The organism is Mycobacterium sp. E1386 (genome assembly GCF_001672745.1).
GTDB lineage: Bacteria > Actinomycetota > Actinomycetes > Mycobacteriales > Mycobacteriaceae > Mycobacterium.
On the sequence record NZ_LZKH01000052.1, the window covers coordinates 20,397 to 33,222 of the forward strand.

The window sequence follows — 12,826 nt, forward strand, 5'->3', positions numbered from 1 at the left end:
CGGCTATGACAGGCGGTTACGCGCGCCTAGCTTTGCTGGGGCGGGTTCAGCCCGGCCGAAACCGGCACCAGCACCGTGGCCTGTCCGGCCTTCTCGAAATTGAAGGTGAAGTTGTACAGGAGGCCGTTGCTGATCGGCTTGGCGAGGGTGACCGTCGCCTTGGCCGCGTTGGTGTTGGAGCCGAGGGGACCGGGCTGCACCCTCTGGCCCTCCGGCGTCCCGATCATCAGCGTGCCGCCGGCGGGCAGGCGACCGTCTCCGCTCAAGGCCACCGAGCCGACGTCACTGGTGATGCTGACCAACCGGTCCGGCGTGTCGGGCGACTGGTTGATGGCCACCAGCGCCAGATCGACCGTCCGCCCCGGCTGCACGGCCTCACCGGTCTGCGCGGCCTGCATGCGGATGTCGCGCAGCGCCACGTTGTTGAAGGTGACCTTGTTGCCGTTGATGGCGGGCTCCTGGACGGCCATCTGGGAGACCTGGCCGGCCCCACAGCCACTCAGCAGGACCGCGAGCACCGCGACCAGGCCGACGAGCGCGGCCCGGAACGAGAGGCTGATCTCGAATCGGTTCACTCAATGCCTCCTGCTGGGCCGGTTCGACTGATGCAACTATGCACAGTAGTAGGAAGGTTTCGCGCGCGGTAGCGCGGGGCGTAAGACCAGCCCGGGAGCCGATCCCGCGGGGCCTCTTACGGCGCTCTGGGGCCGCCCTCGGGGGCGGATGGGCGCATTGGTAATGTGCATCACTGCACGTTCTGCTCCCCCTGTCAACCCCTAATCTGCGCGTGTTGTGCCCCTGACCTGCATCGTTGCTCCACGCGCGATTGGGCGGCCGTGTTAGACTGAAGTAACGAAAGGGGCTCGAATCAGATGATCTTCAAGGTCGGCGACACCGTTGTTTACCCGCATCACGGTGCTGCGTTAGTCGAGGCGATTGAAACCCGCACCATCAAAGGGGAACAAAAGGAATATCTCGTCTTGAAGGTGGCGCAGGGAGACCTCACAGTTCGAGTACCCGCCGACAACGCTGAGTACGTCGGTGTTCGCGACGTCGTCGGGCAAGAAGGCCTCGACAAGGTGTTCCAGGTGCTGCGGGCTCCGCACACCGAAGAGCCGACCAACTGGTCGCGCCGCTACAAGGCCAATCTGGAAAAGCTGGCCTCCGGCGATGTCAACAAGGTGGCTGAGGTAGTTCGCGACCTGTGGCGTCGCGACCAGGAGCGCGGTCTGTCCGCCGGCGAGAAGCGCATGCTGGCGAAGGCCCGCCAGATCCTCGTGGGCGAATTGGCGCTGGCCGAGAGCACCGACGACGCCAAGGCGGAAACCATCCTCGACGAGGTTCTGGCCGCCGCTTCCTGAAGGTCCTGACTCTTCGGTGGTCACGGGGACCGTCTCCTCGGGCACGGTTGTCGCAGTGGTCCCGGCCGCAGGCTCGGGCGAGCGGCTCGGCGCCGGCATCCCCAAGGCATTCTGCGAGGTCGACGGACGCACCCTGCTGGACCGCGCCGTCGAGGGTTTGCTGGAATCCGGGGTCGTCGACCATGTGGTCGTCGCGGTCCCGGCGGCCCGGGTCGACGAGGCCAAGCGGGCCCTGGGGGGGCGGGCGACCGTCGTTCCCGGCGGGGCCGACCGCACCACATCGGTGAGCCTGGCGCTGGCCGCACTCGCCGGTGAACCCGATTTCGTCCTGGTCCACGACGCCGCGCGCGCCCTGACCCCGCCCGAACTGATCGTGCGCGTGGTCGACGCGTTGCGGGCCGGGCACGACGCCGTGGTGCCGGCGCTGCCCCTGCATGACACCATCAAGGCCGTGGACGCCAACGGCGTGGTGCTGGGCACGCCCGAGCGGGCCGGACTGCGCGCCGTGCAGACGCCGCAAGGCTTCGCCCGTGAGTTGCTGCTGCGGGCGTACCAGCGCGCGGGCACCGCCGATTTCACCGATGACGCCTCGCTCGTCGAGCATGTCGGCGGTCAGGTCCAGGTGGTCGACGGTGACGTGCTGGCATTCAAGATCACCACCCAGCTCGATTTGTTGCTGGCCGAAGCGGTCGTGCGCCGGTGAGCGAGCTGCCTCGGGTCGGCCTCGGGGTCGACGTGCACCCGATCGAACCCGGGCGGCCCTGCTGGCTGGTGGGTCTGCTGTTTCCCGGCGCCGACGGCTGCGCCGGGCACTCCGACGGCGACGTCGGGGCGCACGCGCTGTGCGACGCGCTGCTGTCGGCCGCGGGGCTGGGCGACATCGGTGCCGTCTTCGGGGTCGACGACCCACGCTGGAAAGGGGTCACCGGCGCCGACATGCTGCGCCACGTCGTCGATTTGGTGACCCGGGACGGTTTTCGGGTCGGAAACGCCGCGGTGCAGCTGATCGGCAACGAGCCGAAGGTCGGTCCACGCCGGGCCGAGGCGCAACGCGTGCTGTCGGAGCTGTTGAGGGCTCCCGTCTCGGTGGCGGCGACGACGACCGACGGGCTGGGCCTGACGGGCCGCGGCGAGGGCCGTGCCGCCATCGCCACTGCGTTGGTAATCACCGCCGGCTAAGGCGTGCGCAGCGCCGGGCAACTCGGAACCACCCGGTAAGCTGGCACGTCGTGACCGATCGCGCCCGCTTGCGGCTACACGACACCGCGGCCGGTGCCGTGCGCGATTTCGTTCCGCTGCGCGAGGGCCACGTCTCCATCTACCTGTGTGGCGCCACCGTTCAGGGCCTGCCGCACATCGGCCATGTCCGCAGCGGCGTGGCCTTCGACATCCTGCGCCGCTGGCTGATGGCGCGCGGCTGCGACGTCGCCTTCATTCGCAACGTCACCGACATCGACGACAAGATCCTCAACAAGGCCGCCGCGGCCGGCCGGCCGTGGTGGGAATGGGCCGCGACCTACGAACGCGCGTTCAGCGCCGCCTACGACGCCCTGGACGTCCTGCCGCCGTCGGCCGAGCCCCGAGCCACCGGACACATCACCCAGATCGTCGAATTGATCGAGCGGCTGATCGAAACCGGTCATGCCTACACCGGCGGCGGCGACGTCTATTTCGACGTGCTCAGCTATCCGGAGTACGGCGCGCTGTCGGGGCACAAGATCGACGACGTCCACCAGGGTGAGGGGGCGGCCACCGGCAAGCGCGATCAACGCGACTTCACGCTGTGGAAGGGTGCCAAGCCGGGTGAGCCGTCATGGCCCACGCCGTGGGGCCGGGGACGGCCGGGCTGGCATTCGGAGTGCGTGGCGATGGCGCACGAATATCTCGGTCCGGAGTTCGACATTCACTGTGGCGGGATGGACTTGGTCTTCCCGCACCACGAGAACGAGATCGCGCAGAGCCGCGCCGCCGGCGACGGCTTCGCCCGCTACTGGCTGCACAACGGCTGGGTCACCATGGGCGGCGAGAAGATGAGCAAGTCGCTGGGTAACGTGCTGGCCATCCCGGCGTTGCTGCAACGCGTGCGACCGGCGGAGTTGCGCTACTACCTGGGCAGCGCGCACTACCGGTCGATGCTGGAATTCTCCGACACCGCCCTGCAGGACGCGGTGAAAGCCTATGTCGGCGTTGAGGAATTCCTGCACCGCGTCCGCGTTCGCGTCGGAGCCGTCGAGCCCGGCGAATGGACTCCGCGGTTCGCCGAGGCGCTCGACGACGACTTGGCGGTTCCGGCAGCGCTGGCCGAGGTGCACCACGCCCGGGCCGAGGGCAACCGCGCTCTCGACACCGGCGACCACGACGGCGCGTTGCGGCAAGCCCGCGCGATCCGCACCATGATGGGCATCTTGGGCTGCGACCCGCTCGACGAGCGCTGGGAAACCCGCGACGAGACGACGGCCGCGCTGGCCGCGGTCGACGTGTTGGTGCGGGCCGAACTGGAGAACCGGGAAAAGGCTCGCGAGCAACGCAATTGGGCGCTCGCCGACGAGATCCGAGACCGGCTGAAGATCGCCGGCATCGAGGTCACCGACACCGCGGACGGGCCGCAATGGGAATTGCTCGCCCGCGAAGAAAAGCACGGCGGGTAGATGGCCGGCAATTCGCGGCGCCGCGGGGCAATACGCAAAGCGGGCACCAAGAAAGGACCCACCGTGGGTTCGGGCGGCCAGCGTCGCCGCGCGCTCGAGGGCCGCGGTCCCACACCGCCGGCGCACCTGCGTCCGCACCATCCCGCCGCCAAGCGTGCCCAGTCGCCGCCGCGGCGGCCTGCCAAGCGGACCACCGACGAGACGGAGACGGTGCTCGGCCGCAACCCGGTGCTGGAGTGCCTGCGGGCCTGCGTCCCGGCGACCGCGCTGTACGTCGCCCTGGGCACCGAGGCCGACGAGCGGGTCACCGAAAGCGTCACCCGCGCAGCGGATGCGGGCATCTCGATCCTCGAGGTGCCGCGTGCCGACCTGGACCGGATGACGAGCAACCACCTGCATCAGGGCATCGCGCTGCAGGTGCCGCCGTACGACTACGCCCACCCCGACGACCTGTTGACCACCGCGATCAACTCGCCGCCCGCCCTGCTGGTCGCGCTGGACAACATCTCCGATCCGCGCAACCTCGGCGCGATCGTGCGCTCGGTCGCCGCGTTCGGCGGTCACGGTGTGCTGATCCCGCAGCGACGCTCGGCGTCGGTGACGGCGGTGGCCTGGCGCACCAGCGCCGGGGCCGCTGCGCGCATCCCGGTAGCAAGGGCCACCAATCTCACTCGGACGCTCAAGGATTGGGCCGACCGCGGCATCCGGGTGATCGGGCTGGATGCCGACGGTGACACGGTCGTCGACGACATGGACGGCGCCGACCCGCTGGTGGTGGTCGTCGGATCGGAAGGCAAAGGGCTCTCGCGACTGGTCCGGCAGAACTGCGACGAGGTGGTGTCCATTCCGATGGCCGGGCACGCCGAATCGCTGAACGCCTCGGTGGCCGCCGGGGTGGTGCTCGCCGAAATCGCGCGCCAGCGCAGGGCTTAACCGGGTGCGCCGCTGGCCTGTGCGCCTCGGCGCCGCGCTGGCCATACTCATCGTGCTGGCGCCCGCGACCGGCGCCCAGGCCCCCGAATTCGACCTGCAGGCTCATCGCGGCGGGCGCGGGGAGACGACGGAGGAGTCGTTGCGGGCCTTCGCGAAGTCACTCGAATTAGGCGTCAGCACGCTCGAACTCGACATCAACATCACCAGAGACGGGCAACCGCTGGTGTGGCACGATCCGACGATCGACGCCGAGAAATGCGCCGACACCGGGCCCGCCTTCGCCGGCGATCCGCAGTATCCCTACGTCGGCAAGTTGGTGTACGAACTGACCCTGTCCCAGATTCGCACGCTGGACTGCGGGCGGCGCCTGGCCGAGTTTCCCGATGCCGAAGTGGTGCGGGGCAACAAGATAGCCGTCCTGCCGGAAGTGTTCGCGTTGGCCGATTCCTACCATGCGGCCGTGCGCTACAACATCGAGACGAAGGTGGCCGCCGACAAGCCCGGCACCTCGGCCGGTCCCCAACAGTTCGTCGACGTGATACTGGCGGCGGTCAGGTCGGCCGACAAGATCGACCGGGTTGAGATCCAGAGCTTCGACTGGCGGACCCTGCCGTTGGTGCACGCAGCAGAGCCGTCCATTCCGTTGGTGGCGTTGTACAACGAAGAGACCTGGGCGCCGGATTCACCATGGCTGGCCGGGGAGAACGCCACCGCCATCGTTGACCCGATGATCGGGGCGAAGCTGGTGGGCGCAAACATCATCTCGCCCAGGTACAAGCTGGTCGCGGGCAAACCGTACGTCGATCGCGCGCATGCGCTGGGGCTCAAGGTGATCCCGTGGACGGTCGACGACGCGGCCGCCATGCGCGACCAGATCGCCGATGGCGTCGACGGCATCATCACCGACTTCCCGACACTGCTGCGCGGCGTGCTCGCCGGGCTCGGGATGCCGCTGCCGCCGGCCTACCACCGCGGTTAGACGCCGAGCAGCCGCGCCGACCCCCACAGCGCGACGACCGCGACGACCAGCGACGCGGGCACGGTGCACAGCCCGAGCCGGGTGTATTCCCAGACGCCGGCATCGACGTCGTGCTGGCGAAGCACACGCCGCCACAACAGGTTCGACAGGGACCCGACGTAGGTGAGGTTGGGTCCGATGTTGACCCCGAGCAGGACGGCCAGAATCGCGATCGGTCCGCTCGGCGCGACCAGTGGCAGCAGCACCAGGGTGGCGGGCAGGTTGTTCACGACGTTGGCCAGCACCGCGGCCACCACGGCGATGGCGAGCAGCGCGGGCAGCGTCGAACCGGTCGGCAGCACCGCCGACATCGCCCTGTCCATGCCGCCCAGCATGACCGCCCGCACGACGACGCCCAGCGCGAGCACGAACGCCAGGAACGACACGTGCGCCGAACGCGCGATGTCCACCACCGAGGTGTGCCCACGGCTCAGGCTGCGCACGGCCAGGGCCGCGGCGCCGGCGAGCGCCACCCAGGCGGGGGCCACCCCGACGGACTGGGCGACCGCGAAGCCGGCCAGCGTCAGCCCGACCACCACCAACACGAACACGGGCGGCCTCGGCGCCGGCCCGGGTTGTTCCGGGTGCGGCCGCACGCGCAGGTCGGCGGCGAAAAACCAGCGGAATATCGCATACAGCGTTACCACCGCGCCCACCCACGGCAACGCCATCAACAAGGTGAACCGCGTGAAGGAAAGGCCGGCGGTGTGAAACGCCAGCAGGTTGGTCAGGTTGGACACCGGGAGCAGCAGGGAGGCGCCGTTGGCCAGGTGCGCGGTGGCATAGGCGTACGGCCGCACCGGGGTTCGCAGCCGGCGGACGCCGGCCAGCACGACCGGGGTCAGCAGCACCACCGCGGTGTCCAGGCTCAGCACGGCGGTGATCAGGGAGGCGATGACGAAAACCCGCAACAGCAGGCCGCTCGACCCGACGCGGCCGCGCGTCATCGCCGCACCAGCCGCCTCGAACAGGCCCTCGTCGTCGCACAGCTTGGCCAGCACCAGCACCGCGCCCAGGAACCCGACCACCCCCGAAAGACCGGCCACCTCCTCGCTCGCCTGACGCACCGAGATGGCGCCGACCGCGATCAGGATGAGGGCCGCGGGGACCGCCGCCGCCGCCTCCGGCCAGCCCCTCGGGCGCACGACGGCGAAGGCCAGGACGGCAGCGAGCAGCAGCAGCGCAAGGGTCAGGGTCAAGGTATTCAGGCCCAGGGGTTTTCGCGCCGCCACACCGTCGGCAGGTGCAGCGCGACACCGTCGGCTGCGGCCAACTCGTCGAGGATGCGGATGGACGCGTCCAGGTCATCACCCGCATAGGGCAAGGCCCGCAACGGCTTTGACAGGGGCCGGAAGAAGTCGTCCCAGTGAATGAGGATCACCCGGCGCGCCCCTACCGCGCGCACGGTTTCGGTCCAGTAGTCGACCAGGTATGGCTTCGGTTGCAGCCCCAACTGCCCGGCGCTCAGATACACGGCTTCGGCGCGGTGGCCCGACAGCGCGCCCTTGACGAAACCGGCGCTGCCCTGGATCAGCAGCCGCCGGCCAGACGGGCGGTGGTGCACCAGCGTCGACCAGGCCTCCCCGCAGCGGTAGGCGGACGCCCTGACCGGCGGGGTCAGCGGCGCGTCGATCACGCCGGGAAACCGGTCCGGCGGGCAGTGATGGGATTCGACCAGCGTTACGTCGAAGGCACCCAAGGCAATTGGCTCGGCGCTGGTGGCGACGACGAGCCTGTCCTCGGGTAGTCCATATCCGCGCCCGACGTTGGCCGCCGACCGGCCGCCGACCAGTCGCGCCCCGGTGCGGTCGGCGACCAGCGCGGAGTCGAGCACGTGGTCGATGTGCGTGTGCACCGGGATCACGGCCTCCAGCCGGGACACCTTGGCCCGGGCCAGGCAGCCGTCGACGCGTGCCGGCGACGGTGCCACCTTGCCTGTGGCGACCCGCGCGAGGCCGGGCCGGGAGAAGTAGCCGTCGGTCAGCAGCGCCGACGACCCATCGTCGATCAGCAGCGTCGCCACGCCCATCCAGGTCACCGACAGGGACCCCGGCTCGGCGGCGGGGGCGTCGAACCGGTCCGCGTACCGTCCGATGTCGGGCCGGCCGAGTTTCACCCGCATCAGCCGAACGCCCCGATCTCGACGCCGGCGGCGGCGAGCCCGTCGCGGACGGCGGCCGCGATCTGCACCGCACCGGGCGAATCGCCGTGCACGCAGACCGATTCCGCGCTGACCGTGACCGGTGTGCCGTCCACGGCGGTGACCCGGCCCGAGGTCACCATGCCCACCACGCGGTCGGCGATTGCCGCGGGGTCGTGCAGCACTGCGCCGGGTTCGCGCCGGGACACCAACTGACCGTCCGCCCGGTAGGCGCGGTCGGCGAAGGCCTCGGCCACCGTGCGCAGGCCGCGGCGCGAGGCCTCGTCGAAGAACACCGAGCCCGCCATGCCCAGCACCGGCAGCGCCGGGTCCACCAGCCGCACCGCCTCCGCGACGGCGCTCGCCTGGTCGCGGTTGCTCACGATCGTGTTGTACAGGGCCCCATGGGGTTTGACGTAGGAAACCGCGGAACCCGATGCGCGCGCGATCGCCTGCAGAGCGCCGATCTGATACACGACATCGGCGACCAGGTCGTCGGCGGCGACGTCGATGAAGCGCCTGCCGAACCCGGCCAAGTCCCGATAGCTCACCTGCGCGCCGATGCGGACGCCGCGCTCGGCTGCCGCCCGGCAGACCCGCGATAATCCGGTCGGATCACCCGCGTGGAATCCGCACGCCACGTTGGCGCTGGTGACGATCCGCAGCATGGCGTCGTCATCTCCGAGGCGCCAGACGCCGAAGCCCTCGCCAAGGTCGGCGTTGAGGTCGATGCGGGCCACCCGCCCAGCTTATGGGGCAGCGCCAGCGCCACCCGTAGAGGCGGTCGTCTTATCCGTCGCTACCGGGTGACGACCGCGGCTGCGATCTGTTGGGCGACGTCGACCGCGGACCCGCCGGACAGGAACGAGCCGCAGGCGGCCACGTCGATGACGATGTTGTTGCGCGCGGTGAGCGCGCGCTGGCACCGCCAGTCGTCCTGGCTGCCTACCTGCTCTTCGGACGTGCTGAGTGTGCCGCCGACCTTGTGGGAATCGGCCACCGCCCAAGCGATCTCGGGCTGCCCCTGGGGATGGTCGACGAATCGGCGGTTGGCACAGGCGGACCACCTCCGTACCGACGCCTCGTAGAAGGCGTTGGCCTGCCGGGCCGTGGGGTAGGCGATCACGGCCTGGTTGACGGAGTCGTTGCGCACCTTGGGGTCGTCATAGCTGTCGTCCAGTCGCTCGCCGCGCACCGCGGTCCAGCCGGTGTCCGCGTATACGGCCTGCTGGGCGGGCCCGGCCATGGCCAAGCAGCTCTTCTCGCTGAACGTCTGGCTGGAGTCCCACATCTCCTGCGTGCGATACCGGATTCGCATTCCCGCGCCCAGGATGTCGTTGATCTTCCCGTCGTCGAGCAGCAGCCCGTCCAGGGCGGTGACGGCGACCGGGGCCTGCGTCAGCGGACCGCGGGTGTCCGCGGGCGCGGCGCTACCGCCGACGACGGTGGTGCAGCCGGCCGCGAGGACGCACGTCGCCGCCTGCAGGAGGATCGGGAGTTGCCTTGCCACCAGAGCCTTTCGGACGTCTGTGCAGACCAGCTTAGGAGGGGACGCCCTGCCGCTGTCCCAGCAGCCAGCAGAACAGATAGATCGCGAACGAGATCCCCGCGACGAAGACCGACACCGGTACACCCGGCGCCAGCGACAACACGATGCCGCCCACGGCCGAAACCTCGGCGAAGACGACCGAGGCGACCATCGCCGCCGCCGGCGAGGCCACCACTCGGGCGGCCGCTGCGGCCGGCGTGATCAGCAACGACATCACCAGCAGCGCCCCGACGATCTGGACGGCCTGAGCGGCCACCACACCGACCAGTGCGGCGAATACGATGCCCAGCGCGCGAACGGGCACGCCGCGGGCCGCGGCGACGTCGGGGTCGACGGTGGCGAACAACAACGGGCGGTAGCAGGCCCCGATGACGGCGATGACGAGCAGGCACACCAGCGCCAGCATGCTCAGGCCGGTGTAGCCGACGCCGACGATCTGCCCGGTGAGCAGCGCGAAGCTGGTCGCGGTCCGGCCCGGGTAGAGGTAGATGAACAACACCGCCAGGCCCAGGCCGAAGGCCAGCACCACGCCGATGACCGAGTCGCGTTCGCGGGCCCGCCGACCCAGAACGCCGAAGAGCGCGGCAGCCAAAGCGCTGCCGACCAGCGCGCCCACGCCCACCTGGATACCGACGAGCAGTGCGAAAGCCGCTCCCGTCAAAGACAATTCGCTGGAACCGTGCACGGCGAACGACATCTGACGCATCACGATGAACGGCCCGATCAGACCGGCCACCAGCCCCAGCAGCGCGGCCGCGAGCAGGGCCTGCTGGACGAAGTCGTGGCCGAGCAGGTGGGCGGTGACGTCGAAGTCGAGCAGGTGCGCCAGGACGCCGGTGAGCCGATGGTTCACTGGTGGGCCCAGTCGGTCGGCTCGCCCACCACCACGTAGCGGTCCTTGACCTTCACCACCTGGATGTCGGCCCGGTACAGCATGGACAGGGTCTCCGTGGTCATCACTTCCTCGACGGTGCCGACCCGGAAGCGCCCGTCGACCAGATAGATCAGCCGGTCCACGTACGGCAGGATCGCGTTGAGGTCGTGGGTGACGACGATGACGGTGGTCGACGCATCCCGGCGGCGGCGGTCGATCAGGCCGGACACCAGCCTCGCGTTCGCCGGGTCCAGGGCCAGCAGCGGCTCGTCGCACAACAGCAGCATCGGGTCGCTGACCAGCGCCTGCGCGATGCGGATCCGCTGCAGCTCGCCGCCCGACATCACCCCCACCCGGACGTCGGCCAGGTGTTCGGCGTTGACCTGTCGCAGCGCCTCGCGCACGGCCGCGCGCCGGCGGGCCCGGTCGGCGGCTCTGCGTGGCATGCCGCCCCACCGATGTCCGTCGACGCCCAGCCGAACCAGGTCCCGCCCGCGCAGCATCACGTCGTGGTCCATCGGTCGGTGTTGCGGGACGTAACCGACGCGTCCGCTGCCCGAGTTCATCGGCCTTCCGTCCACCAGCGCGACCCCGGCGGACAGCGAAAGCTGGCCCAGCAGCACCTTGAGCAACGACGTCTTGCCGCTGCCGTTGGGGCCGAGGACGGCGATGAACTCGCCGCGCGACACCGACAGGTCGAGGTGGTCCCACAGCACGCGGTCACCAAACGCCAGCCGGGCGCCCCGCAGCGAGACGGTGTCCGGGTAGCGGTCGACGGCCGGGACCGCGTCGAGGCTCACGGCTGTACTGACCGGCCGGACTGCAGCGCCGTCAGCAGCTGGCTGACCGTGTTGCGCTGCCAGCTCAGGTAGTCGGTCCCGTCGGGCAGCGTCTCGCTCACCTCGGTCACCGGAACGCCCGCGCGCCGCGCCGCATCCCGCACGGCGTTGATCGCGGACGTCGAGGTCTGCGGATTGACCAGCACCGCCGACACCTGACGGTGGTCGATCAGGTCGAGGACGAACGCCATGTCGGCCGGCGCGGGATCGGTCTCGTTCTCGTTGGCCGCGGTGAACGCTTGCGGGGTGCGGTTGACCAGGCCGGACGCCGCCAGCAGGTAGTACCCGACCGGCTCGGTCATGATGACGCCGGTGCCGGGGTAGGCGCTGGCGATGGCGTGTTCGGAGATGGCGATGCCGTCGGCGCCGCGGCAGAACTCGGCGGCATTGGCGCGGTAGTCGGCGGCGTGGACCGGGTCGACGACGGCCATGCGGTCGGCGATGGCGAACGCGACCGATTTCGCGACGTCGAGGTTGTAGAACACGTGCTCGTTGGCCGGCTGCTCTCCCGCGCCGTCCTTTTTCAGGAACGCATAGGCGCCGATCGATTTCACATCCGGATGCCCCGCCAACACCTGGTCGACCCAGGGGTCGTAGCCGCCGCCGTTGTAGACGACCAGGGCGGCGTCGGTGATCGCGGCCGCGTCCGACGGGCTGGCCTGGTAGGAGTGCGGGTCGGTGTCGCCGCCGGTCAGCAGAGAATTGACCGCGACGCGACGGCCGGTGATGGCGCGGGCCACGCTGCCCCATACGCCGGTGGAGGCCACCACGGTGGCCGCGCGCGGATGCGCCGGGCTGCCGCAGCCGGTGGGCGCGGTGCCGGCAGCGAGCAGGACCAGCACGGCAGGCAGCCAACGCAGTGCGCTGGTGGCCGCGCTTCGTACCCGCTTGATCGCCATGCGCACGTCCGATGTCCTCTCGCTGGCCGACTGGCCGACACACAATAGTAATGAAAATCGTTTCCACTACAAAAGTGACGAGTGGAAGCCGCTTAGGCGCGCCCGCGGCTTCGTTGTAGCGTCACCGACTGTGAGCCCCGCACCGCGCCGGCGTGCGACGCTGGCGTCGTTGGCGGACGAACTGAAGGTTTCGCGCACCACGATTTCGAACGCCTTCAACCGGCCGGATCAGCTCTCCGCCGACCTGCGTGAGCGCGTGCTGGCGACGGCCAAGCGGCTGGGTTACCCGGGTCCAGACCCGGTGGCGCGCTCGCTGCGCACACGCAAGGCCGGTGCGGTCGGGCTGGTAATGGCCGAACCGCTCACCTACTTCTTCAGCGACCCCGCGGCACGGGATTTCGTCGCAGGGGTCGCCCAGTCCTGCGAAGAGCTGGGGCAGGGGCTGCTGCTGGTGGCCGTCGGGCCCGGCCGGCGGATGGAGGACGGGACCGGCGCGGTGCTCGGTGCCGGCGTGGACGGCTTCGTCGTGTATTCGGTCTGCGATGAAGACCCATACCTGCAGGTC

14 protein-coding genes and 1 pseudogene are annotated in these 12,826 nt (G+C 69.9%); 7 read left to right on the forward strand and 8 right to left on the reverse strand.

The window, feature by feature from the left end:
• Positions 1 to 26 precede the first annotated feature (26 nt).
• Positions 27 to 575, reverse strand: a complete 549-nt coding sequence (locus A5709_RS05000; RefSeq protein WP_067944960.1) for a hypothetical protein — start codon at positions 573 to 575, stop codon at positions 27 to 29.
• Between the two features lie 297 nt (positions 576 to 872).
• Between A5709_RS05000 and carD the strand changes: the two genes are divergently transcribed.
• From carD to A5709_RS05030, 6 genes are read left to right on the forward strand one after another with little or no spacing between them, the layout of a single operon-like run.
• Positions 873 to 1,361 carry an RNA polymerase-binding transcription factor CarD gene (gene carD / locus A5709_RS05005; protein WP_007166539.1) on the forward strand — a complete coding sequence of 163 codons (489 nt, stop codon included), beginning with the start codon at positions 873 to 875 and terminating at the stop codon, positions 1,359 to 1,361.
• Positions 1,362 to 1,377: 16 nt separating this feature from the next.
• Positions 1,378 to 2,064, forward strand: coding sequence for a 2-C-methyl-D-erythritol 4-phosphate cytidylyltransferase (gene ispD / locus A5709_RS05010; protein WP_068118408.1), 687 nt, complete (start codon positions 1,378 to 1,380; stop codon positions 2,062 to 2,064).
• Positions 2,061 to 2,540: a 2-C-methyl-D-erythritol 2,4-cyclodiphosphate synthase gene (ispF, locus tag A5709_RS05015; protein WP_068118410.1), complete on the forward strand. Its 480-nt coding sequence runs from the start codon at positions 2,061 to 2,063 to the stop codon at positions 2,538 to 2,540. Before ispD ends, ispF begins: the two co-directional genes overlap by 4 nt.
• 50 nt (positions 2,541 to 2,590) lie before the next feature.
• Positions 2,591 to 4,009, forward strand: a complete 1,419-nt coding sequence (gene cysS, locus A5709_RS05020) for a cysteine--tRNA ligase (protein ID WP_067944965.1) — start codon at positions 2,591 to 2,593, stop codon at positions 4,007 to 4,009.
• On the forward strand, positions 4,010 to 4,942 hold the full coding sequence (gene rlmB / locus A5709_RS05025) for a 23S rRNA (guanosine(2251)-2'-O)-methyltransferase RlmB (protein ID WP_068118413.1): 933 nt from the start codon (positions 4,010 to 4,012) through the stop codon (positions 4,940 to 4,942).
• 4 nt (positions 4,943 to 4,946) lie between these two features.
• A complete protein-coding gene (locus tag A5709_RS05030; protein ID WP_231986911.1) occupies positions 4,947 to 5,921 on the forward strand; it encodes a glycerophosphodiester phosphodiesterase in 975 nt (324 codons plus the stop codon).
• On the opposite strand, the gene A5709_RS05035 is transcribed toward A5709_RS05030, so the two are convergent.
• The 7 genes from A5709_RS05035 to A5709_RS05065 are packed head-to-tail and all read right to left on the reverse strand — an operon-like array spanning position 5,918 to position 12,261.
• Positions 5,918 to 7,159, reverse strand: coding sequence for an SLC13 family permease (locus A5709_RS05035; RefSeq protein WP_068118440.1), 1,242 nt, complete (start codon positions 7,157 to 7,159; stop codon positions 5,918 to 5,920). The two genes, A5709_RS05030 and A5709_RS05035, sit on opposite strands and share 4 nt — an antisense overlap.
• A gap of 5 nt (positions 7,160 to 7,164) precedes the next feature.
• Positions 7,165 to 8,082, reverse strand: coding sequence for an MBL fold metallo-hydrolase (locus A5709_RS05040; protein ID WP_068011503.1), 918 nt, complete (start codon positions 8,080 to 8,082; stop codon positions 7,165 to 7,167).
• Positions 8,082 to 8,840 (reverse strand): LamB/YcsF family protein, encoded by a 759-nt coding sequence (locus A5709_RS05045; RefSeq protein WP_068011502.1) that lies wholly within the window; start codon positions 8,838 to 8,840, stop codon positions 8,082 to 8,084. The genes A5709_RS05040 and A5709_RS05045 overlap by 1 nt, the downstream gene beginning before the upstream one ends.
• A gap of 59 nt (positions 8,841 to 8,899) precedes the next feature.
• A complete protein-coding gene (locus tag A5709_RS05050) occupies positions 8,900 to 9,610 on the reverse strand; it encodes a sensor domain-containing protein (protein WP_231986919.1) in 711 nt (236 codons plus the stop codon).
• 31 nt (positions 9,611 to 9,641) lie between these two features.
• Positions 9,642 to 10,502 carry a metal ABC transporter permease gene (locus tag A5709_RS05055; RefSeq protein WP_068118418.1) on the reverse strand — a complete coding sequence of 287 codons (861 nt, stop codon included), beginning with the start codon at positions 10,500 to 10,502 and terminating at the stop codon, positions 9,642 to 9,644.
• The gene (locus tag A5709_RS05060) at positions 10,499 to 11,323 is read right to left on the reverse strand and encodes a metal ABC transporter ATP-binding protein (protein ID WP_068118420.1); all 825 of its coding nucleotides are present in this window, start codon (positions 11,321 to 11,323) and stop codon (positions 10,499 to 10,501) included. Before A5709_RS05060 ends, A5709_RS05055 begins: the two co-directional genes overlap by 4 nt.
• A complete protein-coding gene (locus tag A5709_RS05065; RefSeq protein ID WP_082973782.1) occupies positions 11,320 to 12,261 on the reverse strand; it encodes a metal ABC transporter solute-binding protein, Zn/Mn family in 942 nt (313 codons plus the stop codon). The genes A5709_RS05060 and A5709_RS05065 overlap by 4 nt, the downstream gene beginning before the upstream one ends.
• A 130-nt stretch (positions 12,262 to 12,391) precedes the next feature.
• Between A5709_RS05065 and A5709_RS05070 the strand changes: the two are divergent.
• Positions 12,392 to 12,826, forward strand: a pseudogene (locus tag A5709_RS05070) (LacI family transcriptional regulator); the annotation flags it as partial.

What these genes read in the sequence shown, in the direction of transcription:
- carD (WP_007166539.1), top strand. Translation starts at nt 873, where the DNA reads ATGATCTTCAAGGTCGGCGACACCGTTGTTTACCCGCATCACGGTGCT.
- rlmB (WP_068118413.1), top strand. Translation starts at nt 4,010, where the DNA reads ATGGCCGGCAATTCGCGGCGCCGCGGGGCAATACGCAAAGCGGGCACC.
- A5709_RS05065 (WP_082973782.1), bottom strand. Translation starts at nt 12,261, where the DNA reads ATGGCGATCAAGCGGGTACGAAGCGCGGCCACCAGCGCACTGCGTTGG.
- A5709_RS05040 (WP_068011503.1), bottom strand. Translation starts at nt 8,082, where the DNA reads ATGCGGGTGAAACTCGGCCGGCCCGACATCGGACGGTACGCGGACCGG.